At 59.5% G+C, this 22,570-nt stretch carries 19 protein-coding genes; 14 read left to right on the top strand and 5 right to left on the bottom strand.

Annotation, left to right across the window (positions count from 1 at the left end; all coding sequences use genetic code 11):
• Positions 1-10: 10 nt before the first annotated feature.
• A complete protein-coding gene (locus FFS64_RS11580) occupies positions 11-1,483 on the top strand; it encodes a nucleobase:cation symporter-2 family protein (RefSeq protein ID WP_137805486.1) in 1,473 nt (490 codons plus the stop codon).
• Between the two features lie 157 nt (positions 1,484-1,640).
• On the top strand, positions 1,641-2,186 hold the full coding sequence (locus FFS64_RS11585; protein ID WP_137805487.1) for a GNAT family N-acetyltransferase: 546 nt from the start codon (positions 1,641-1,643) through the stop codon (positions 2,184-2,186).
• 113 nt (positions 2,187-2,299) lie between these two features.
• On the opposite strand, the gene FFS64_RS11595 is transcribed toward FFS64_RS11585, so the two are convergent.
• On the bottom strand, positions 2,300-3,223 hold the full coding sequence (locus FFS64_RS11595; protein WP_137805488.1) for a carbon-nitrogen hydrolase family protein: 924 nt from the start codon (positions 3,221-3,223) through the stop codon (positions 2,300-2,302).
• 207 nt (positions 3,224-3,430) lie between these two features.
• On the opposite strand from FFS64_RS11595, the gene FFS64_RS11600 reads away from it, so the two are divergent.
• Entirely contained in the window at positions 3,431-4,375 is a 945-nt protein-coding gene (locus FFS64_RS11600) for a transporter (protein ID WP_137805489.1), read from the top strand.
• Positions 4,376-4,418: 43 nt separating this feature from the next.
• A complete protein-coding gene (locus FFS64_RS11605) occupies positions 4,419-5,327 on the top strand; it encodes a LysR family transcriptional regulator (RefSeq protein WP_137805490.1) in 909 nt (302 codons plus the stop codon).
• A gap of 3 nt (positions 5,328-5,330) precedes the next feature.
• Here FFS64_RS11605 and FFS64_RS11610 read toward each other — a convergent pair whose 3' ends face one another.
• Entirely contained in the window at positions 5,331-5,585 is a 255-nt protein-coding gene (locus FFS64_RS11610; RefSeq protein ID WP_077044866.1) for a hypothetical protein, read from the bottom strand.
• A gap of 164 nt (positions 5,586-5,749) precedes the next feature.
• Between FFS64_RS11610 and FFS64_RS11615 the strand changes: the two genes are divergently transcribed.
• Positions 5,750-6,067, top strand: coding sequence for a YqjD family protein (locus tag FFS64_RS11615; RefSeq protein ID WP_137805491.1), 318 nt, complete (start codon positions 5,750-5,752; stop codon positions 6,065-6,067).
• A gap of 135 nt (positions 6,068-6,202) precedes the next feature.
• Here FFS64_RS11615 and FFS64_RS11620 read toward each other — a convergent pair whose 3' ends face one another.
• Positions 6,203-7,243 (bottom strand): Ldh family oxidoreductase, encoded by a 1,041-nt coding sequence (locus tag FFS64_RS11620; RefSeq protein ID WP_137805492.1) that lies wholly within the window; start codon positions 7,241-7,243, stop codon positions 6,203-6,205.
• Positions 7,244-7,462: 219 nt separating this feature from the next.
• Here FFS64_RS11620 and FFS64_RS11625 point away from each other — a divergent pair, with 219 nt between their 5' ends.
• Together FFS64_RS11625 and FFS64_RS11630 are read left to right on the top strand one after the other, a co-directional pair.
• Positions 7,463-12,289, top strand: coding sequence for a dermonecrotic toxin domain-containing protein (locus tag FFS64_RS11625; RefSeq protein WP_137805493.1), 4,827 nt, complete (start codon positions 7,463-7,465; stop codon positions 12,287-12,289).
• 276 nt (positions 12,290-12,565) lie between these two features.
• A complete protein-coding gene (locus tag FFS64_RS11630; protein ID WP_137805494.1) occupies positions 12,566-13,570 on the top strand; it encodes a FecR family protein in 1,005 nt (334 codons plus the stop codon).
• Between the two features lie 55 nt (positions 13,571-13,625).
• Here the strand turns inward: FFS64_RS11630 and FFS64_RS11635 are convergent, their stop codons facing one another.
• Positions 13,626-15,971, bottom strand: a complete 2,346-nt coding sequence (locus FFS64_RS11635) for an acylase (protein WP_137805495.1) — start codon at positions 15,969-15,971, stop codon at positions 13,626-13,628.
• A 248-nt stretch (positions 15,972-16,219) separates the two neighbouring features.
• Here FFS64_RS11635 and FFS64_RS11640 point away from each other — a divergent pair, with 248 nt between their 5' ends.
• Complete coding sequence (locus FFS64_RS11640; protein WP_137805496.1) at positions 16,220-16,591, top strand: fe2+ zn2+ uptake regulation protein; 372 nt, start codon at positions 16,220-16,222, stop codon at positions 16,589-16,591.
• Between the two features lie 25 nt (positions 16,592-16,616).
• Here the strand turns inward: FFS64_RS11640 and FFS64_RS11645 are convergent, their stop codons facing one another.
• The gene (locus FFS64_RS11645; RefSeq protein ID WP_095194134.1) at positions 16,617-16,805 is read right to left on the bottom strand and encodes a hypothetical protein; all 189 of its coding nucleotides are present in this window, start codon (positions 16,803-16,805) and stop codon (positions 16,617-16,619) included.
• Positions 16,806-16,965: 160 nt separating this feature from the next.
• Between FFS64_RS11645 and FFS64_RS31265 the strand changes: the two genes are divergently transcribed.
• The 6 genes from FFS64_RS31265 (at position 16,966) to glgA (ending at position 22,560) form a co-directional block, all read left to right on the top strand.
• Positions 16,966-17,106, top strand: a complete 141-nt coding sequence (locus tag FFS64_RS31265; protein WP_171017079.1) for a hypothetical protein — start codon at positions 16,966-16,968, stop codon at positions 17,104-17,106.
• 295 nt (positions 17,107-17,401) lie between these two features.
• Positions 17,402-17,848 carry a DUF411 domain-containing protein gene (locus tag FFS64_RS11650; RefSeq protein ID WP_137805497.1) on the top strand — a complete coding sequence of 149 codons (447 nt, stop codon included), beginning with the start codon at positions 17,402-17,404 and terminating at the stop codon, positions 17,846-17,848.
• Positions 17,848-18,282: a YqaA family protein gene (locus tag FFS64_RS11655; RefSeq protein ID WP_137805640.1), complete on the top strand. Its 435-nt coding sequence runs from the start codon at positions 17,848-17,850 to the stop codon at positions 18,280-18,282. Before FFS64_RS11650 ends, FFS64_RS11655 begins: the two co-directional genes overlap by 1 nt.
• Positions 18,283-18,365: 83 nt before the next feature.
• Positions 18,366-19,391 carry an alpha/beta fold hydrolase gene (locus FFS64_RS11660; RefSeq protein ID WP_137805498.1) on the top strand — a complete coding sequence of 342 codons (1,026 nt, stop codon included), beginning with the start codon at positions 18,366-18,368 and terminating at the stop codon, positions 19,389-19,391.
• A gap of 13 nt (positions 19,392-19,404) precedes the next feature.
• Positions 19,405-20,358 carry a D-2-hydroxyacid dehydrogenase family protein gene (locus FFS64_RS11665; RefSeq protein WP_137805499.1) on the top strand — a complete coding sequence of 318 codons (954 nt, stop codon included), beginning with the start codon at positions 19,405-19,407 and terminating at the stop codon, positions 20,356-20,358.
• A 615-nt stretch (positions 20,359-20,973) separates the two neighbouring features.
• Positions 20,974-22,560: a glycogen synthase GlgA gene (glgA, locus tag FFS64_RS11670; RefSeq protein ID WP_137805500.1), complete on the top strand. Its 1,587-nt coding sequence runs from the start codon at positions 20,974-20,976 to the stop codon at positions 22,558-22,560.
• Positions 22,561-22,570 lie beyond the last annotated feature (10 nt).

A 22,570-nucleotide genomic window follows, 5' to 3' on the forward strand; every position in this document is an offset into this window, starting at 1 on the left:
CCCCTGGACCATGAACGCCTCTGAAAAACCCCCTGCCCCACGCCACAATGACCTGATCTACGGCCTCGACGACCGCCCGCACCTGACCGCCACCGTGTTCGCCGCCCTGCAACACGTACTCGCCAGTTTCGTCGGCATCATCACGCCGACGCTGATCATGGGTAGCGCCCTGGGCCTGCAAAGTGAGATTCCCTACCTGATCAGCATGGCGCTGTTCGTCTCGGGCCTGGGCACTTTCGTGCAGGCGCGACGCTTCGGTCCGATCGGTTCCGGCCTGCTGTGCCTGCAAGGCACCAGTTTCTCGTTCATCAGCGTGATCCTCAGTGCCGGTTTCATGGTCAAGGCCCGGGGTGGCGGCACCGATGAAATCCTCTCGACGATCTTCGGCGTGTGCTTCTTCGCCGCGTTCATCGAAGTGGTGTTGAGCCAGTTCATCGGCAAATTGCGCATGCTGATCACCCCGGTGGTGACCGGCACAATCATCACGCTGATGGGATTGTCGCTGATCAAGGTCGCCATGACCGATATTGCCGGCGGTTTCGGCGCCCCCGATCTCGGCGCGGCGAGCCACCTGGGCCTGGCGGCGCTGGTACTCGGGACCATCGTGGTGTTGAACCGGGTGGACGTACCCTTCCTGCGCCTGGGGGCGATTGTCATCGGCCTGACCCTCGGCTATGTCGTCGCCTGGCTCCTGGGCCACGTCGATTTCGCCAGCCTGCCCGCCGTACCGCTGATGAGCGTACCGGTGCCGTTCAAGTACGGTTTCTCCTTCGATTGGGTGGCGTTCGTGCCGGTGGCGGTGATTTTCCTGGTGTCGCCACTCGAAGCGGCCGGCGACCTGACCGCCAACTCGATGATCTCCCGGCAGCCGGTCAAAGGCCCGCTCTACATCCGCCGGATCAAGTCCGGGCTGTTGGCCGACGGTCTCAACTCGGCCATGGCCGCCGTGTTCAACAGCATGCCGATGGTGACTTTCGCCCAGAACAACGGCGTGATTCAGTTGACCGGCGTAGCCAGTCGTTACGTGGCGTTTTTCATCGCCGGGCTGCTGGTGGTGCTGGGGCTGTTCCCGATGATCGGCGCGGTGCTGCAACTGATGCCCAAACCGGTACTCGGTGGCGCCGAACTGGTGATGTTCGGCACCGTGGCCGTGGCCGGCATCAAGATCCTCGCCGAAGCGGGCCTGCATCGACGCAATATGCTGATCGTGGCGATTTCCATCGGCATGGGCCTGGGTGTGGCGGCCGTGCCGGAAGTCTTGCGCGAGCTGCCCAAAGCGTTGCACAACATCTTCGAATCGCCGATCACGGTGGGTGCGCTGTGCGCGATCCTTTTGAATATCTTCCTGCCCGAGGAATTCATCGAGCTGGAAGAGGACGATTTCGATCCGGAAGCCTCGATCCTGCAGGTCATGGAGAACCCGGATGTCCCGGCCAAGGGTGAACCCGCTACAGCCGCGGTTGTCGCAAGGTTGAACAGTTAGATAAATGCTCGAGGGCTGAGCCACTGGCGGTTCAGCCCCTTCTTCTGAGAGCACATCCATGCGCCGCGTCCACGCGGGGGCTTGTTCGGCACGATGTGATTGGTGGACAGTAGCAAGCCGGTAACCGCTACATCTGAACCAGGGAGCTGCGAAGAACATGGACGCCACACCTACCCTTTACACCGAACGCTTGATCCTGCGCCCGCTGGAGCTGGCCGATGCCGAGGCCATCCAGCAACAGTTCCCGCATTGGGAAGTGGTGCGTTACCTCAACGCCCTTGTGCCGTGGCCCTATCCCGCCGACGGTGCGCTCACCTACCTGCGCGACAATGCCCTGCCGGCAATTGCCCGTGGCGAGGAATGGCACTGGACGATTCGCCTGAAATCGGCACCCGGGCAGTTGATCGGCAACATCAGCCTGATGAACGAACAGGACAACAACCGAGGCTTCTGGCTTGCTCCAAAGTGGCAGGGTCAGGGCTTGATGACCGAAGCCAGTGAGGCGGTCACTGCCTACTGGTTCGAAACCCTGGGACGAGACGTGCTGCGGGTACCGAAAGCGGCATCGAACACTGGCTCGCGCAAACTCTCGGAGCGCACCGGTATGCGCTTGATCGGCACCGATGAAGGCGATTTCGTCGGCGGGCGATTTGCCAAAGAGAACTGGGAAATCACCCGCGAGCAATGGCTGCGACAACGCTGAATGCCCTTTGTAGGAGCGAGCTCGCTCGCGATGGTCGTCAACGAAGACGCGGGAGACCTGAATAACCTCGGTGCTCTCAGGTTTTTCGCGAGCAAGCTCGCTCCTACAAGGGGTTATGCGGTGAATTTCACGCCGGGTCTGGCCCGTTCATCCACGCTCAACTCAAACACATCCGGGCGCGCGTAATGCCCGACCACGTCGTAGTCGTAACGGGCACGGATCAAGTCATCGGTGTCGATTTGCGCCGTGAGCAAACCGGCCTGGCCACGCAATGGCCCGGCCAGGATGTCGCCCATGGGACCTACGATCACACTGCCCCCGGCAATCAACGGTCGATCCGCCGGCCAGTTCGCCACTTCAATACCCAAGGCCTGCGGCGAGTCCTGAACCTGACAGGCGCTGACCACGAAGCAGCGGCCTTCGTGGGCGATATGGCGCATGCTGACCTGCCACATCTCCCGCTCGTCCACCGTGGGCGCACACCAAACCTCCACACCTTTGGCATACATCGCGGTGCGTAGCAGCGGCATCATGTTTTCCCAGCACACCACCGCGCCGATCCGCCCGACCTGGCTGTCGATCACCGGCAAGGTCGAGCCATCGCCCTTGCCCCAGATCAGCCGCTCCGTGCCGGTCGGCATCAGCTTGCGATGTTTGCCCACCAACCCCGCCTGCGGGTCGAAGTACAACGCGGTGCAATACAACGTACTCCCCGCCCGTTCGATGACGCCGATGACCAGATTCGCCCCCGTACGTGCAGCCAGGCCAGCCAGCGCTTCGGTTTCTGCGCCAGGTACGTCGATGGCATTGGCAAAATAACGGGCAAACGCCTCGCGTCCTTCCGGCAACCGATATCCCAGCTGCGTGCCGAAGCCCTCGCCTTTCGGGTAGCCACCGAGCAGCGCCTCGGGCATCACCACCAAGGCGGCACCGGATTCGATCATCGCATTTTCATAGGACAGGATCTGTTCCAGGGTCTGTGCCTTGCCACCGGGCAAGGCTCCGATTTGCAGGGCGGCAACTATTGACTTGGGCATCGCGGAAGCTCCGTTGGCGTCTGGTGTTGCTCATTTTCAATCGCCACCGACCATGAATAAAGCCCAACTTGCTGCTGAATGATATGAACCAAATGAATATCAACGACTCGGTGAGAAACGGGCCACCTGGTAAATGGTTCTTTGAACACCGGCTACTCTTTACATCGCTGCGGCAAAACACAGTGGGATCTGGACTCGAGGATCAGGATGAATAAAACCAAAAGACACCTGCTGGGCCTGGCGACCTTACTGCCAGCCGTCCTTGCCCAGGCCGATGACGGCGGTATCAGTTTCTGGCTGCCAGGCCAATTCGGTGCGCTGGCCGCGGCGCCTACCGAACCCGGTTGGAGCCTGCCGCTGATTTACTATCACCTCAGTGCCGAAGATGACGCTAACAAAGGCATTCCACGCGGTGGACGGACCACCTTTGGTCTTGATGCCAAAGCAGACCTGTTGTTCGCCTTCCCGACCTATACCTTTGCCGAACCATTGCTCGGAGCCCAGGCAGCCATCGCGTTGGGCGCCGCGGTCGCTCGCTCCGAGGCCAATGTCGATGCAACGCTGACCGGGCCACGGGGGCGCAACTTTTCCGGCGGCACGGACGACAGTTTGAAGGGAGCCAGCGATCTCTATTTATTGGGCACCTTGAAATGGAACCAGGGCGTTCACAATTTCATGGTCTACAGCATGGGCAATATTCCGGTCGGTGCCTACGACCCGGACAGGCTGGTCAATATTGGCCTGGGTCATGCGTCTCTGGATGCGGGTGGCGGATACACCTGGTTTGACAAGAAGAACGAGTTCTCCGCCGTAGCGGGCATTACCTACAACTGGGAAAACACCGACACCGACTATCAGAACGGTATCGATGCACACCTGGATTTGAGTGCCTCGCACTTCATTACCGACCAGACCCACCTGGGCCTCGTCGGCTACGTGTTCCATCAGGTCACGGGCGACAGCGGAAGCGGTGCCGTGTTGGGTGATTTCAAGTCCAAAGTGAGTGCTATCGGCCCCCAGGCCGGACACTTCTTCAAGGTGGGTAAAGCACTCTGGTACACCAACCTCAAGGGCTACTACGAGTTCGATGCGAAGAACCGGCCGGAGGGCTGGAACGCCTGGCTTACCCTGGTGGTTCCCCTATCCGAGTGACTTCCACATATCATGAACAGTGCTCCACTCACTGCTTAATGATATGAACCCAATGAATATCACCAACATCGATCTCAACCTGCTCAAAGTCTTCGAGGCGTTGCACGAGGAATCCAGCGCCAGCCGCGCCGCACTGCGCCTGGGCGTGACGCAATCGGCCGTCAGCGCGGCGTTACGCCGGTTGCGCGAGGTGTATGGCGATCAACTGTTCGTACGCACCGGTCGTGGCCTGTCGCCAACGCTCAAGGCCAATCAACTCAAGCCGGTGGTCAGCGACGCCCTGAACAAATGCCGCCAGAGCCTGGCCATGGTCGACCCCGGCGCCAGCCATTACGACGGACGCTCCGTGACCGTGGGCATGTCGGATGATTTCGAGATTGCCTACGGTCGGATTTTGATCGAAGAAGTCGCCCGCCGCGCGCCGAAGCTGCGCCTGATCTTTCGCCAGACCCACAGCCAGATCGTTGCCCAGGCCTTGATGGAGCGCAGCATCGACCTGGCGATCACCGCCGGCGGGTTTGCCGAACGCATGCTCAGTCGACAGGTGTTGGGTGAAGGGGGTTACGCGTGTCTGGTGGATGCGCTGAGCCTGGGCGCAGGCCAGCAAAACATCAGCCTTGAGGAGTTCGTTGCCCGCGAACACATCCTGGTGTCGTCGGGAGGCTTCATCGGCATCACCGACGAGGGGCTGGCGGCGTTGGGCATGAGTCGGCGCGTCTGTGCCTCGACCACCCATTTTGCGGCATTGCCGCACCTGCTCAAAGGCAGTCAGGCGGTGGCCACCATTCCGGCCCACGCGGCCCAAAGCATCGCGGCGCTCAGCGGACTGGCACTGCTGCCCTGCCCCCTTGCGTTGCCTCGCTACCCGATCGAACTGGGCTGGCGCACCAGTGCCCAGCTCGATCCGGTGGTGTTCAAGGTGCGCGAGGCGATTGTCGCGAGCTTTACGTAGGCGTTACTTGTTGGCGGCCATCAGGCGATTGACTTCGCTGCGCACCATGTTCGAGAACTCCGGTGGAGACATGCCGTCGAGTTCGGCGCGGACCCACTCGGCCCATTTGCCTTTGCGTTTGGCGCGCTCACCAAACAACCGCGCGGCTTCGCCCTTGGCTTTGCCCAGGTTGTTTTGCCAGAGTTCGAACAGACGGGATTTTTCATCTTCAAGCGCAGCGCGCTCGGCAAGGGATTTGTCGGCCAGATTGAAGCTCATGGGAATTTCCTGCTGCGTAAAATAGGCGACATCTTACACTGTAGGAAGAATCGTCCTGAGCAGGATTTGCATCCGGATCGAGTCTGCGCGCAAAGTCGCTGCAACTTTTCCAATCGCGGCGCACTCCATTGTTCACTGTCCACTCACCTGCAAGGAGTACTTCAATGGCCCGCAAAACCGCCGCCCAAGCCGCCGAAGACCAAATCAAGGATCAAGCCTTCAGCGAGCTTCAGGCTCTGATCGAAGAGTCGGAAAAACTGCTCAAAAGCAGCGCCTCACTGGTGGGTGAGGAAGCGGAGACACTGCGAGGGCAAATCGCCCTGAAACTCCAGCAGGCCCGGGACTCGGTGACCAGCGTGCGTAACCGGACACGGCCCGCGGTCGAAGCCACCGAAACCTACATCGGCGGTCATCCCTGGCAAACCGTGGCGGTTTCCGCCGGTTTTGGTCTGGTGGTGGGGTTGCTGCTGGCCCGCCGGTAAACCTCGCTAAAAAAAACCGGTTTCAGTCAATGCACAAAACCTGTGGGAGCGGGCTTGCCCGCGAATCGGGTACATCAGCCGACACATCGTTGCCTGACACGCCGTCTTCGCGGGCAAGCCCGCTCCCACATTGTGTCAAATGCCGGCCAGTTCCCGCAGATTCGCCAGCGTCTGCGCATCCAGCGCAATGCCATTGTCCTGCGATTTGGCACGTTGATAATGGCGCCGATCCCCCGGTAATCGCTTCAATCCCACGCCGTGCATCTGCCGCACCAGCTCCTGGCTGCGCTCGGCAAAGCTCTGCCCGGCGGCTTTGCTCGGGTCGATGACGATCAGCAATTGACCGGTCCACGGCGTCTTGGCACCGGGGTGATTTTTCCAGTCGAACTCGAAAGAAAAATTGCCCCCGGTCAATGCTGCGGCCAACAGCTCGACCATCATCGACAACGCCGAGCCCTTGTGCCCGCCGAACGGCAGCAACGCGCCGCCTTCGAGAATCGCTTTCGGGTCCTGGGTCGGCTGACCAAGGCCGTCCACACCCATGCCCGGTGGCAAGCGCTCGCCCTTGCGTGCGGCAATCTGCACATCGCCATGGGCAATGGCGCTGGTGGCCAGATCGAACACAATCGGCTCGCCATCGGCACGAGGCGCGGCAAAGGCGATGGGGTTGGTGCCGAACAACGGCCGGTCGGCGCCATGGGGCACCACACAGGTCATGCTATTGACCACACTGAGCGCCACCAGCCCTTCATAGGCGAACGGCTCGACGTCTGGCCACAGCGCAGCAAAATGGTGAGAGTTGCGAATAGCGAGTACCGCGATGCCGGCGCAGCGGGCCTTTTCCACCAACAAGGCCCGCGCCGCCGCGAGCGCCGGTTGCGCAAAGCCGTTGCCGGCATCGACCCGCACAAACCCCGAAGCCACATCCTCGACCAGCGGAACGGCCTTGCCGTTCACCCAACCGCTCTGCAACGTCGACACATAACCGGGCATGCGGAACACCCCGTGACTGTGGGCACCATCGCGTTCGGCGCCCGCGCAGTTTTCAGCCAGCACCCGGGCGACATCGGCAGAGGTGCCGTGACGCAGGAATATCTTCTCAAGCAATGCCGTCAACTCAGCGAGCGACAGGTTTTGCGAGACAACAGCAGACACATGATCGAGTGGTGCAGACATCTGAAGCTCCAGACTAATTATTGGAGGGAACAACAGCGTAGGTAGACCGCCGATTAACAACGCGCGGCGAGCGACCTGTCAACCCTTCGATAGCGCCTGCTTGCATGAACATCGGTTGCCGTGGCGTTAACTATCTACCACCTTTGGCATGGCTGAGGTTTTTAGTCTCGAGTCTCAACCCAACGGCGCTGCACATTGCGCCCTGCATGAGATTCGACAATGCCTGCACCGAACCCTCCACTGTATTTCCCACAAGCCCGGCATTCTCAAGATCAATGGACCGAACTTGGCGAAATTCACGGGCTGACGCAAAAGGACTTCGAGTGGATCCGCCATGTGCAATGGTCCACTCATGCTTTACGCAGCCAACAGACCCCTCCGATGCTCGCCGAGACCATTCTGGTCAGCACGGGCGAGCGGTCCGTCACCCTGGCGGGCTGCTTCGTGTTGAGTACCACGCCCGGCGACCAAGGCGAGATTCTCTACACGCCGTACGCAGGCATAAGGAAATTCGCCAGCCGCACGTCCCTGTCCGGGCAACTCAAGCGCCGACTGGACAGCGCAAACGAAGACGATGACTTGCTGGCGTTCCTGTCGTTGTCCGCACGCAAAACCCTGACGGAAGCCACCGACATAAAGGTCACCTTCCAGACGATCGACGGGGACATATTCGACGATCAACGCACCCTTATCGAAAGCAACCTGCGCAATAACGATCAGGCCATGATCGACGAACTGCAAAAGTTGCCATCGCTCGACGCGTTGCTCGACACCGTGCTTGAGGAGCTGCTCAAAGCGGACTTTCCGGGACTGGACCAGCGCCGCACCCAAGTCGATTTTTACGCCGAAACAGCCGGCACCGCCGAGGGTTCGCCAAGCACAAGGTTCCGACGCTGGAACCACTCCCTGTCCTTGCGTGAAGCGCTGTTGTTGTATTACCGCCATCAGAGCTGGCCGACCGGGCAGCGTACTGAGTTCTCTCATCCGCAAAAGTCAGCGCAAGCGGCCGATCAGCAACGCTGGGAAACGGCGATCAAACACGCGGCCGATGGCCTGGTCGGCAAGCTGTCCGCGCTACTGCAACGTTACTGGAATGAGGCGAGCGTCGACGGCGCCACGCGCCGGGCATTCTTTTCGCGGGCCGTCGTCGAACAGGCGCGGGCAGATCTGCTGCTCAAGCGCGAAGCCGAGGTCATCAGCCCGGAGCAAAGCCGTGCCTTGCGACGACTGATACAGTCGACCCTGCAAGCGTCCTCCTCACTGACCCTCGAAACCGTGCGCCTGTGGGAGTACCCGCCCAACTATGTGGAACTCGCGGGTTCCCTGATGATCAGTCAGGACAGTTCCAATGCCTTTCTTTACACCCCCGCCAACGGGTTTGAGGTTTTGAAGGATTATTCGCACCTGAAAGCCACCCTGCGCAAAAAATCCATGGTGGCCGGCCACGACGATGAACTCTATGACCTCATGAGCCTGGAAGAGCGCCAGCGCTTCATTGGCTTCGATGAACCACAGGTGTCTGGCAACATCGTCAGTGGCTCGGTATTCGCGGCACTTTTCGAAGCGATCATCAGCAAACAGCAGAGAAACCTGGAATACGCCTTTGAGGTTTTCCGGCACAGCGACGGCGCGGTGAATATCCAGGCGTTTTTCGACAAGGCACTGGATATGCGCTCCATGATCAACGCGCGATTGCCGACGCTGCACACCCAGGAACGATGGAGTACCCGGCCCGTCTTGTCCGGCGCTCAGCCGTCCATGGTACTTGAAGACACGGCGGCGGGATTCGTCAAGACCTTCAATACGATCGAATCAGCGCTGCTCACGGAATTTGTGGCCCAACCGGTGGACACCCTGGCGCAACAACGGACGTATCTGGAACTCATGAAACCGCGACTGGCCCACGCCCTTTCCGTCGGCGTGCGGGGTGAGGCCAGCCTGCGGGAGCTGGCCGGCAAGCTGCGAAACGCCGATTGGCATCTTGTCGATACAGTCTTCAATCCAGACAAGCCAGACCGTAAAACCCGCGCGGCCGTCTGGGGGTTTCACCCGGATGCTTTTTCACTGGTCCTTGAATGCTCCGGCGAAGCTGACGTTCTGCCCTTGGCCAATTGCGTCCTGTTGACCGAGCGTGGTGGCCTGGATGTGCATCATTCCGGGCGTGCGATCCTATGGACGCCGGCGGCGGGGCTGGAAGTCTTCGAGACCGTTGGCAGCGCACGGCAACAGCTGAATCTGCGCCTGCTCGACGCCGGCAGGCGCCTGGTTCTGCTGGAAAACCTCTCCCCGGCCCGGTACAGATTCCACCGGCGCTACTCGCTCAATTCGTTTCGACTGATCGAGGGCAATCTTTTGCAGCACCTCGCGCAGTCCGGCATCGATCTCTTCCTGGCACGCTGCGAGCAGGTTCATGCCTGGAATCTGACCACCGCCAAACAGACCGAGATGCTCAAACGGCTTGTGCAAACCAGCATTGATACCAATCTGCGAAGAGCCACTGCGATCGCCCAGGCGATCACCCTCCAGCAGTCCTTTCCCGCCTGGCTGGGCATGGCGCCCGTGGAGGAACAGCAACTGCATGCCGAACTGCTCCAGCAATACCTCAACAATGTTCACGATGACAAAGACTATCTGCACGGCATAAAACCACTGGCAACCTATGTCCATGAAACGTTGAAAACCCTGCTCGCCAGCCGGTTTACCGATGCATTGCTGAACCCCGACGATATCGAGATCACCCCCAACCTGGCCCTCGCGGGTTCGGCTCAATCCTTGACCGAGTTTGCCCTTAACCACGTCAACGTGGCCCAAGGCACGGGTTTCAACGTTGCTTCGAAAACCACCAGACTCTTGCCAGCAAACCTGGACCAGGCCGCGGTCAGGCAACTGTTGCTGTCACTGGACATTGAGGGCGCCTACGCCAGACAGGTGACCGAAAAATTAATGACTGACAGCACTCAGGCGGTTCCGCGTTGGCAACGTTTTATCCGGCAAGTGCCTTGGCAACTTCTGCACCAGGCCCACGCGTTGAAGTTGCAGCGACGTTTATCCGACGACGCCTTTGACCTGATTCGACAAGTGCTGGATATGCCGGACGCGGTGGCCCGCGCTGCCGTCAGTGGCGCCCATGCCATCGTTCGACCGCTACAACTGATCAAGACGGCTGGCGCCAGTGCTGTCGCGGCCCAGGGACTGTATTTGATCAGCCCCGGGACCGGACGGAAAGGTACGCACGTCCTATACGCGCCCTATTACAGCGGTGAGGTATTTACCGAGTTTGACGACGATTCGAGCCTTGTCGCGGCGTTCAATACACCCGGGCCGCTCCAGGATTTTTTGCTGCGGCGCCTGCCGGACCATGAGCGCGCGGGATTTCGCAACCTGTTCAAGGCAACGGCGGGGCAAATGAGTGAAATAACACTCGGGTCCAACGTGATCGGCGGCAACTTGCTGACTCACCTGTTCAACGACAACACCGCCCTGCTGCCACGGATGCTCGCCAGCCGATCGCAAACCGATGGGGCCGCGGACTGGGAAACGGTCAAGCAGTTGTTCAGTGCCGGCATCAACCTGATTTCCGGTTTGTTGCCCGGCAAGCTCGCCTACGGGAAATTTCTGTGGCAAGCCTTCAAGGACTATGAAGACTCGGCCGAGGGGTTGCAGGATCACCACTGGAAACAATCACTGCGCGATTTCATCGACGGCACCGTGCAAATGCTGACACTGGGCAGATTGTCCCTGGAAGCCCAGGTCGAAACAGCATTGCCCACCCCGCCCGACACCTCGCAGGTCGCGACGAACGTGGTCGCGCAGACATGGTCGCAGCTGAAATCCACTTCGCCACAGCGCACCATGCTGCAGCCTTTCGAAACCACGGCCGTCCAATTGAAGGATCTGGAAAAAGACAGTGTCACCGGAACGTACCAGGACGCCGCCGGCACCCTTGAGTATGCCCCCGTTGCGGGAAAGGTTTATCCGGTGAAAAAAAACGGGGTGGCGGCCTGGCAGATGATCAAGGACAAGCAGGAAGGTCCTGCTCTGCTGGCCACCCGCGACAAGCAGCTGGTCATTGATCCGGACATCCATGCCGTCCGCTACGGAAAAGCCTTGTCGACAATGCACAACAGATTCGTCGCCAGCCACGAAGCCCGACAGATATTGAACATCGAAGCCCGAGGCATGGCGCAGATTCGGGCCATGTACCCAGATAGGGCCGCCTTGATCGTGAGTGCCCTCGATATGGCTCGCTATTATGCATTCAACAGCCTGCATAACCTTTCGCTGCTCAGAGCGCTGGTCCCGGGTACACGACTGGAAACATTTCTTAAAGAGTTCTTTGATGTCAGCACAGTCGACAACAGCTTGCTGGACAAAATCAAAGAGGCCATCGTCCCTGTCTGTCAGGCGTTGGTGGATACCGAGGACGATATGCTCAATGGCAATCAATTGGTTGTGGGTTCCTGTAGATACCAGTCATCCGATGTGGTCGCGTTCGTCAATGTGAACGATCCAGACAGGCGCGTGCACCTCTCGGAGCATTTTTTCCGACCACAGCTTGATTGGTATAAATCGTCGTTGACCGAACCCTTCGATGTCGACGTCCATGCCATGGCTGCCGGGTTGATCCACGAAAAGGCCCATCAGAAAAAAAATGCAGTGGACATTGTCTACGTGGAAGCGAGGCGTCCATTCAGCGATCTTGTGGAGACCATCACCGGTGAGGGCCGGGCAATGAAAGCATCCCAGGTCGAACTTCAGCGCGAAGCGCTTTCGTTGCGCACACCGAGGGAGGAATTGTTTGCCCGCTGGAGCGACGGTCTCAAGTCATGGATCAGCTTCGACTCACTGCCGCATGCCTATGAAGAGTCCCACGCCATCCTCAAAATTACCGGCTGCTCAACGATAGATCGGGCCAGAGACGCCTTCTTGAACAGGCATAACGCCGAACATCGAATCAACATCATTTTGCATAATGCCGACTCGATAGCGCTGCTGATCTGTGAGATAGGCCGACAATTGGACCCGGTACCGGAACGCCCCCTGTAGGAGCGAACTCGGCTCCGGGCGGCGTTCCGACGATGTACGCCGGAGCAACGCGAGTTATCAGGCGCCCTGCGTTATTGTTGACGTTTTTCGCGAGCAGAGCTCGCTCCTACGGATCGTTTTGATCATTTTTTCACGTTGTTTAATCATACTGCTGCTCATGGGCGTGCCTTTGCGCCCACACAGGCGAAAAAATCTGCACTTTGATGTTTAATCGCCATGATCGATGTTCTCGCAGGCTGCCCTCAAGGTTAGAATGGCGCAAATCAGGATGAGTCAATGACCGACAGCCCTTTCTCACAAGCCGAATACGATGCCATCACCGATGCCGCTGCGCACTGGTGCATGCGCTTGCACGCCAATGATTGCACTGCGCAGGAACGCCTGGCGTTCGAGCAGTGGCGGGATGCTCATCCGCTGCACGCCTTCGAGTACGAGGCCATGCTGGAAATCTGGGAAGTCGCGGGCGATCTGCCGCGCCCGGAGCCTGTCGTCGTGCCGATGGTTCAAGTGAAACCGCAAACCCCATGGCGCACCTTTGGCATGGCCGCCGCCGTTTGCGCCCTGGCTGTGCCTTTGGCGGCTTACAGCGGCTGGAACCTCGGTTGGCTACCGGATTCGTACCAGCATTTCGAGAGTACTGACAATGTGCGTCAGGTCACTTTGAAGGATGGCAGTCAGGTCGAACTGAACCTGGGCACCGAGCTGACCTACAGCAACTACAAGGACCATCGCCAGGTCACCCTGAAAAAAGGCGAAGCCTTTTTCAGCGTCGCCCACGACACCGGTCACCCGTTCGTCGTGAAGGCAGCCGAAGGGAAAATCAGGGTCACCGGGACCCAGTTCAACGTCTGGATGTATGAAGACCAGGTGAAAGTGAACCTGATTGAAGGCTCGGTGCTGGTCAGCAGCAACGATGACCTGCCGGGGGACGGCTTGAGGCTCGGCCCATCGATGCAGGCGAGTTATGGCCATGGCGATTTCATTCCGCGGATCAGCCAGACCTATGACAACGACAACTCGCTGGCCTGGCGCAGCGGCAAACTGGTCCTCGACAATCTGGCACTCAACGAAGCGCTGCCACTGATCAATCGTTACCTGGAAACCCCTTTAGCAGTTGCCGACAACAGCACCGGTGCGATCCGCATCGGCGGCATCTACAACATCAAGGAACTCGACACCCTGGTGGCGACCCTGCCCAAGGTGCTGCCTGTCTACCTGACCCGTAACAAGGACGGCAACCCGGTCCTCAACTCTATTCCGCAACGCACCCCGAAAAGCTGAAGGCCGCCACCCTTGCCGGGAGCGGCCTTCATCCAGCGTTCAAACACCTGTCACTTTACTGCGCAACCACCTTCCCGGCCTTTTCGTCCTGTTCACGGATAGTCTGTGCCTGATAGTGCGGATCGGACGTGATCTGCTGCTCGGTAAACGGCAACACACTCAACTGCTTCTTCGAAAACGCCAGGGTCTGGTCATTGGCGTGTTTCGACGCCGGATCACTGGAGAGCGAGAACGCCAGCAGTCCGCGGGCCTGCGGCCCCTTTTCGTCGAAGGTCACGACTTGCAAGTAGCTTGTGCCGCTGACGACTTCGCGTTTGCCGTCGGTGCGGGACACGCTCTGAATCGCGTTGTAAACCCCCAGCGCCCCCGGCCCACCGTGGATCGGTGTTTGCCGGCCGCCACTGCTCACCACCTGGATATCACCCCAACGGCTGTCCGGCTTGAGCCCTGACGCATTGACCTGTTCGACCGACGCCAGCATTGCCTGGCGCAGCGCCTGCGCCACTTCAGGCCGGTCGACCGCCAAGCCGCGCGGCGTGTGTTCCGGGTCTTTTGGATCGAATGCCACACGCCAGACATCCGGGGCCTGTTCCAGAGGCTCCATGACATTTTGGAAATGCACGAAGCCCAGGCCACTGTCGAGGTTCGCCTTGCGGTCCCAGGCCTTGAGGCTGGCACACAGCGGCGCCAGTTTTTTTCCATCGGCGCCCAGATCGGCCGCGCAGAATTGCAGCAGGTCCGGCATGACTTGCGCGGCCTGATACACCTGATCATCCATCACCATGTGTTGCAGATCCATAGCCTTGAGCGGGCCGGCCTTGGCCAGTGTACTCAGGCGATCCAGGGCAAATCGCGAGCGCAAGCCCAAGGGCTGGCTGTCCTGGCTGATCAATGGCGAAAAACCGGTCAGCGGCTGCGCCGGGTTGGCCATCCACGCAGAGTCGTTGGAGTGCTGCACGAAGTCCTTGCGCAACAGTTGCGGCAACTTGTCCGAGGCATAAATGCCCTTTTGCGCGGCTTGCGGGTCAATGTCCCAGGCACAGGCGCTGTTGGAGCCGTCGAGGACGATCATCTGCAGGCCAATGCGCGGATCGCTGCACTGTGCCAGCTTCTCGGCGCTGACGTTCGGCACCACCGACAGGTTCATGTACAGCGTTTGCCCCAGATCGTCCGCCGCCAGGGTGTTGACCCACGGGATACCCTGGATCTTGTGTACCGAATCCTGAAACTCCTTGAGGTTATCGGCACGATTCATGGCGTACCACTGCTGCAATACGCGGTCGTTATCCAGGTTGGCGTCACGCAAGCTGTATGCAAACTGGTTGTCCCAGTCCAGTTTTCCAGGCCACTGCACAATCGGGCCGAATTGCGAGCTGTAGACCACACGGGAAACCGCCTTGACCGAACCATCCGGCTGTTTCACGTCGATCGTCAGCGTCTGTTTCTGCATGGGCAGGGATTTGCCGTCGAGCAGGTACCGGGTCGAATCCTTGGGGTCCAGTTGCAGGCGGTACAGGGTGAAATGCTTGGACGAATCCACGGTGTGGGTCCAGGCCAGATGCTGATTGAAACCGATGTTGATCATCGGCAGACCGGGCAACGCCGCGCCCATCACGTCCAGTTTGCCGGGAATGGTCAGGTGCATCTGATAAAAGCGCATGCCGCCGACCCACGGGAAGTGCGGATTGGCCAGCAACATGCCGCGTCCGTTGAAGGAGCGCTCGGCACCTACGGCCACAGCGTTACTGCCGCGATCCAGGGCAAAACGCTGCATGCGTGAATCGGCCAGCTGAAACGCTGTGGTTTTACCGGCATAACTGGCGACTGCAGCCGGTGGCGTGGCGCCGGCCAGTGCTTCGGCAAACTGGCCTACGCCACCTTCCACCAGCAGGCGACGGGTCAATTTGACCAGATCTTCGGCGGTGATGTCCCTCACCCACGCGCCCTGGCACTGCTGCGGTAGCCCCCGGGCCCGACGCTCTGTCAGGGACCGGTTATAACCGGCCACATATCCCTCGACCAGCGCGCGCACCTCCGGGGGTTGCGCCTGCCAAAACCCGGCAACGGCCCGGGGCGTGTTCAGCCAAGTGAAAAACAGATCGCTGACCCGGTTCTCGCGCTCTTCGACTGTGAGCTGATCCGGACCGAAAAATCGCGAACGTTGACCGTTCACCGTGACGATCTCATTGGCCAGCAAACACAGGTTATCCTGAGCATAGGCATAGCCGATTCCGTAACCGAGCCCCCGCTCGTTCTCGGCCCGAATATGTGGCACGCCGAAACTGGTCCGGCGGATATCGGCACTGGCCTGCTCAGGCTGGCTGCGGGCATTTGCCGCAAGACTCAGCCCCAGAAATACACCTGCCAGGCTCAACCTGGTTAACTGGCTGGAAATAATCACACTCGCTCCTGATCGAAAAACGATGGTCACAGTTCTGCGTACTGACACGCACTGCGCATCCTTTCAGGGACGAAGCAAACGGCAAAAATTTAGGAGAGAGGACCGCGATCCTGCGGCACCTGACCGACCGGTAACGCCATGATGACGAAATTTCTACATTTAAGTCTTCATGATTTGCGTGGCTCATACGTCTTGTTAGGTAAGAGCGCCCATTTTTCCTGATCAGGCTCTGAAAAGGAGTTTTTGCAATGTACAACTCGCAACTGCCAACGGACGGTAGCAACGCACCAAAGAGTACTTCCATCGGGGTCGGAGTCTTCGACCAGCGTACCGAGCGCCACGGCAACGAGCGGATTCGCTTCCTGCTCAAAAGCTTTGGCCTGCGAACCAGTCTGATTCGTCTCAAAGTCATCGACGCCCTGCTGACGGCCGCCGAAAACGACCGCAGCCTGGGTGTGCGCGGGGTGCACAGTCACTTGCTGGAGCTGGATATCCCGTTGTCTTTCCTGAGCGTGCGCGAAGTGTTGAAACGCCTGTGCAGCGAAGGCGTGATCGTGCTCAACGAAGACAAAAGCTACAGCCTGGACCCGCGGGCTGCTGCCGTTTTGCAGCACCACTGATAACGCCTTACCTGTGGGAGACGGCTCAGGGCTTGACCTTGCGCCGCATCACACCATTGATGACCACCACAACCACCGCCACGCCAATGGCGATGTACTGGAACAGTTTTTCGCTGATAACCCCGGTGTTCTGCAAGTAAGTCAGGCCAAACATGATCCCCAGCACGGCCAGGGCGATCAGAAGGGAATATTTCAAACGTTGCGACTGGGTCATTGGCCATTTCCTGAAACTGAAAAAAATGTATCCGCTTTGTATCCGCATGCATGCCAAGCCCCTACCGTTTTCCGGGGATGAGGCGCAGCAAACAGGGTCTCATGTTACAGCCGATGAAGCGTTTTGGCTTCATTGCGGCGATAACCATGAGGATTTTCAAATGTTGCGTCGAATCACACTGCTGATTCCCCTGCTGGCCCTGCTATCCCTGAGCGGCTGTATCGTCTTCCCCCACGGTGGCTGGCATCATGACCGTCATTACGATGACCGGAGCGAACCGGGTTATTACCCGCATCGCTAACAACCCCGACCTTCTGCAGGAGCTGAGCTTGCTCGCGATGGACGTCAACGATCACGCGGGCTACCCGAATGATCGCGTTGCCCGAACGTTTTTCGCGAACGGGCTCGCTTCCACAGAGGCGATGCCTCGAACAGAAACTGACAAATCTGTAATCTCGCCCTCATCTCCCTGACAGCTGTGGTCTACGATCATGAAGCTGCCCAGCTTGTAGTAATTCGAAACAAACCTTGAAGGTGTGGCCGGAAAAACCGGTCAGAATGCGTTTTTTCGCCCGCAATCCGAGACCCGTCACGACATGCGAACCTCTCTGCGTCTGGCTGCCTTGAGCGCCCTGTTCATTTCCTCCCTGGCCCAGGCCGCCGACCTGATTCCGATCGAAGTTCACCGCGACGCCAATTGCGGCTGCTGCAAGAAATGGATCAGTCACCTGGAGGCCAACGGCTTCAAGGTCGAGGATCATGTCGAAGCCAACATGAGCCAATTCAAGCAAGCGCATGGCGTGCCACCGCGCCTGGCGTCGTGCCACACCGGTTTGATCAACGGCAAATTCGTCGAAGGCCATGTCCCGGCCGATCAGGTATTGGCCCTGAGCAAGCGCGATGACCTTCTGGGCGTGGCCGCACCCGGCATGCCCATGGGCTCACCGGGCATGGAAATGGACGGCATGAGCGATGCCTATCAGGTGATCGGCCTGAAAAAGGACGGCACGGATGTCATCGTGGCGGACTACCCCGCCCATTGATCTTCAGCGCCTACATTGGCTTGTTTCTGGCGGCCTTCGGTGCCGCCACGCTGCTGCCCCTGCAATCCGAAGCCTTGCTGGTCGGCCTGTTGCTCAGCGACCGGTATTGGTTGTGGTCACTGCTGGCGGTAGCAACACTGGGCAATGTCCTCGGCTCGCTGGTGAACTGGTGGCTGGGGCGTGCCATCGAGCGCTTCCGCGACCGGCGCTGGTTTCCGGTCAGCCCTGCCCATCTGGAAAAAGCCCGAATTCATTATCAGCGCTATGGTCATTGGTCATTGTTGCTCAGTTGGCTGCCGGTGATCGGTGATCCGCTGACCCTGGTTGCCGGGGTGATGCGCGAACCGCTGGGGCGCTTCCTGCTGATCGTGACCCTCGCCAAAGGTGCCCGTTATGGCGTGCTGGCCCTGGCCACTCTGGGCTGGATGGGTTGAACCAACCGGCGCGGCCATTGCCTGTTTAATGTCGCCCTAATCAAGCCGATCCAGCATCGGCGGATTTCCTATGGAGTTCACCCATGCGTTTGCCCCTCACCCGCTGGCTACCCGGTCTGCTGCTGACCGCCGCCCTGCCCGTCATCGCTCACGCCGAGCCCCCGGCATATGGCCCTGAACTGCAAGGTTTCGAATACCCCTACACGGTCAAGCATTTCGCCTTCGAGTCCCAAGGTAAATCCCTGCAGATGGGTTACATGGACGTCGCTGCCCACGGCAAGGCCAACGGGCGCAGCGTGGTGCTGATGCACGGCAAGAACTTTTGCGGTGCGACCTGGGACACCTCGATCAAGGCCCTGAGCGACGCCGGTTACCGGGTCATTGCCCCTGACCAGATCGGTTTCTGCACCTCCAGCAAGCCGGACAACTATCAATACAGCTTCCAGCAACTGGCGAACAACACCCAGCAATTGCTCAAGGCCCTCGGCATTCAGAAAGCCACCCTGCTCGGCCATTCCACCGGCGGCATGCTCGCCACTCGCTATGCCTTGCAATACCCCGAACAGGTCGAACAACTGGCTCTGGTCAACCCTATCGGCCTGGAGGACTGGAAAGCCCTGGGCGTGCCTTATCGCACGGTGGATCAATGGTACGAGCGCGAGCTGAAGCTCACCGCCGAAGGCATCCGCAACTACGAACGCAACACCTATTACGGCGGGCGCTGGAAGCCGGAATTCGATCGCTGGGTGGACATGCTTGCCGGCCTGAACAAAGGCCCGGGGCATACGCAAGTCGCGTGGAATTCGGCCCTGATCTACGACATGATCTTCACCCAGCCGGTGTACTACGAATTCCAGAACCTGAAGATGCCGACGCTGTTGCTGATCGGTACGTCCGATACTACGGCCATCGGCAGTGATATCGCCCCACCGGAGGTCAAGGCGAAGATCGGCCACTACGAGGTTCTGGGCAAGCAAGTGGCCAAACTCATTCCCCAGTCGACCCTGGTGGAATTCCCCGGCATGGGCCACGCACCACAGATGGAAGAGCCGGCGGAGTTTCACAAGGCGTTGCTTGACTGGCTGAACAAAACCAACCCCGTGCGTTAATGAGGTAAGGCTGATGGCGGTGCAGATTGCAGTGATTGACGATTGGCAGGATGTGGCCCGAAAAGTGGTCGATTGGTCCTTGCTGGAAGACATCGGCCAGGTGAATTTTATCCACGACTACCCGACCGACAATGAAACACTGGCGACGCGCCTGGAAGCCTTTGAAGTGATCTGCGTGATGCGTGAACGCACCCGGTTTGATGAAGACCTGTTGCGCCGCTTGCCGAACCTCAAGCTGCTGGTAACCGGCGGCATGCGCAACGCTGCGCTCGACTTCAAGGCCGCTGCCGCCCTGGGTATTCAGGTGTGCGGCACGGACAGCTACAAACACGCAGCGCCCGAACTGACCTGGGCCTTGATCATGGCCGCGACCCGCAACCTCGTGGCCGAGGCCAACGCGTTGCGCGACGGCAAGTGGCAGCAAGGCCTGGGTGGCGACCTGCATGGCAAAACCCTGGCGATCCTCGGCCTGGGCAGCATCGGTCAGCGGGTGGCACAGTTCGGTCAGGTTTTCGGCATGCGTGTGATCGCCTGGAGTGAAAACCTCACCGCGGAGCGAGCCGCGCAAGTGGGCGTGACTTATGTCAGCAAACAGGCGTTGTTCGAACAGGCTGACGTATTGTCGGTGCATCTGGTCCTCAGCGACCGCTCCCGAGGGCTGGTGGATGCCGAGGCATTGGGCTGGATGAAACCCACGGCACTGCTGGTCAATACCGCGCGCGGGCCGATTGTCGATGAGGCAGCGCTGATCAAGGCCTTGCAGAAACGGCGCCTGGCGGGTGCGGCGCTGGATGTGTTCGATATTGAGCCGTTGCCGGCTCATCATCCGTTCCGGACCCTGGAAAATGTGCTGGCGACGCCGCATGTGGGGTATGTCAGCCGGCAGAACTACCAGCTGTTTTTCTCGCAAATGATCGAGGATATTCGGGCGTGGTCCGTGGGGGAGCCGATTCGGTTGCTGAACTAATACCGAGTCATCGTTCATCGTCGGAACGCCGCCCGGAGCAAGCCCGCTCCCACACTGATCTCGGCGGGTCGCAAATCTGCGTCCAACCATGGACCTTGTGGGAGCTGGCTTGCCAGCGATTAGGCCAGCCCATACACCGCAGAAGCCAAAATAATGCACCGCAATGGTGCGAACCCACTGTTCACCCACGCACACCGATGTGACAGTTCTGCTTCATTTTCATCCGATTTCACAAAAAAACCTGCCCTTCGTCGGTGCGCAAGCCTTGTAATCCGGCACGTCCGTACCTCTTTAAACCGATTGTCGAACAATTTTGCCATCTGGGCTTTACCGCTCTAAGTTCTGGTCTAGGCTCACTTTCGCGGGGCAAGACCGGTCGGTCACAAAGCGGAAGAATAATCGAAACTTTTGCCGTTCGTGATCGGTCGACTGAAAGGAAGGTGCGTTGCGACTGGTGCAATCCTTGCAATGGCTACTCCACCCAAACTGCTTCAGCGCATTGGGCAGCGCTTGCTCACCGATGTGCAGCGCTTTTGCGCCCGGCCACAGGATGTTTGGCCAATGAAAGACCGTTTGCCAGAGCTAAGAATTAGATCAACAACACGGGAGATTCATATGATCAGTGCGGTTTTAGATGTACAGGGAGAACGTGCTCATCAGCATGTCGGCGAATCGAGCGCCGTTAGTGTTCCCACTGCCCAGTCGATCAACGTTACCGGCACCAGAACCCTGGCTCCGGTGGCGAAACAGAATCCCAATCGCAAAAAAGTGTTGTTCGTCACGTCGGAGATTGCCGACCTGGTGAAAACCGGAGGGCTGGGTGACGTTTCCGCCGCCTTGCCGCGGGCCATGACCCATCTGCACGACGTACGGGTGTTGATTCCCGGTTACCCGCAGGTGATGCACAGCGAAAATCCGATTCATATCATTGGTGAGCTGGGCGGGCATGCCGCGCTGCCACCCTGCAAGATCGGCCGCATGGACATGCCCGACGGCCTGGTCATTTACGTGTTGATCTGCCCTGAACTCTACGAGCGTGAAGGTTCGCCCTACGGTGCCAACAATGGCCGCGACTGGCCGGACAACCATATTCGCTTCGCCCGCCTGGGCCTGGCCGCAGCCGATATCGCCGCCAACCTGGCCCAGATTCACTGGTGCCCGGACCTGGTGCACGCCCACGACTGGCCTGCCGGTCTGGCGCCCGCCTACATGCACTGGCGTGGACAGCGCACCCCGACCCTGTTCACCATCCATAACCTGGCCTATCAGGGTGTGACCAGCCTGGGTTCGTGCCCCGAACTGGGTATCCCCCATCACGCGCTGCAACAGGAAGGCATGGAGTTCTACGGCAAGATGTCGTTCCTTAAGGCCGGCATGGCCTATTCCAGCCACATCACTACGGTCAGCGCAACCTACGCCCAGGAAATCACCACCCCGGCCTTCGGCTGCGGTCTCGACGGGTTTCTTGCCGCCAAGACCCAGCAAGGCCTGCTCAGCGGCATTCCCAACGGCATCGACGAAAGCTGGGACGCCGCCACTGATATGCACCTGTTCCGTCCCTTCAGCATCGGCGACTGGGAAGGCAAGGCGGTCAATGCCGCCCACGTGCGTCAGTTGTTCGGCCTCGATGACTCTGAAGGCCCGCTGTTTGCCGTGGTCTCGCGACTGGTCTATCAGAAAGGTCTGGACCTGACCGAAGCGGTTTCCGAATACATCGTCAAATCCGGTGGGCAGATCGCGATCATCGGGCGCGGAGAGCCGGAAGAAGAACAAGCCATGCGCGAACTGGCCCTGCGCTTCCCCGGGCAGATCGGTGTACGCATCGGCTTCAATGAAACCGACGCCCGCCGCATGTTTGCCGGCAGCGACTTCCTGTTGATGCCTTCGCGCTATGAACCTTGCGGCCTGAGCCAGATGTACGCCCAGCGTTTCGGTTCGTTGCCGGTGGCGCGCAATACCGGCGGTCTGGCCGACACCATCGAAAACGGCGTGACCGGGTTCCTGTTCGACGAATCCACGGTGGAGAGTTATCAGGAAGCCCTGAGCCGCGCGTTCCATGTGTTTGCCTTCCCCGAGCTGCTGAACGCCATGCGCTGCCGGGCCATGACCCAGCCTTTCAACTGGTGCCAGGCGGTCGAACCCTACGCCGAACTCTATGAACAGCTTGTGGCTAAAGCCTTGGGGAAATCGAACAAACAGTAAGAGGCTTTCA

It is taken from the genome of Pseudomonas sp. G(2018) (genome assembly GCF_005502415.1).
Lineage (GTDB): Bacteria > Pseudomonadota > Gammaproteobacteria > Pseudomonadales > Pseudomonadaceae > Aquipseudomonas.